The following is a 444-nucleotide window of genomic DNA, read 5'->3' as shown; positions in this document are numbered from 1 at the left end:
CCATACGGCACGCAGGCCGCGGAAGGCGGGGCCGTAGCCGTAACCGGTGGCGTCGAGTTCGCCGTAGGCGCGCTCGGCGGCGTCCTCGATCGGGACGGCTCCGGGTGGGGGCCACTGGGTGAGGTCGAAGTCGGGTGCCGGGGCCTCGGCGGACAGGCGGGCCGAGGCATGGCGGGTGAAGAGGGTGCCGGGCGCCGCGTCGTCGGGGCGGGAGTACAGGTGTGCGGTGCGCTGACCGGTCTCGTCCGCTTCACCGATCTCCAGGCGGATGTGGATGCCGCCTTCCGTGGGGATGAGGAGCGGCGCTTCGATGACGAGCTCGGTGAGGTGACTTGAGTTGGTCTGGTCTCCGGCGCGGATGAGGAGGTCGGTGAGGGCGGCGCCGGGGACGAGGGTGGTGCCGCCTGCGGCGTGGTCGGCGAGCCAGGGGTGGGTTGTGAGGGA

Annotated in this window: 1 protein-coding gene; it reads right to left on the bottom strand. The window is 72.5% G+C overall.

What is annotated here, in order from left to right; genetic code table 11:
• Positions 1 to 444: polyketide synthase dehydratase domain-containing protein (locus ADK36_RS11810; protein ID WP_199830154.1), on the bottom strand; the 444-nt coding region annotated here is incomplete at both ends.

Source organism: Streptomyces viridochromogenes (genome assembly GCF_001270495.1).
Taxonomy (GTDB): Bacteria; Actinomycetota; Actinomycetes; order Streptomycetales; family Streptomycetaceae; genus Streptomyces; species Streptomyces viridochromogenes_A.
This window is presented reverse-complemented; position numbering and strand designations above follow the sequence as displayed.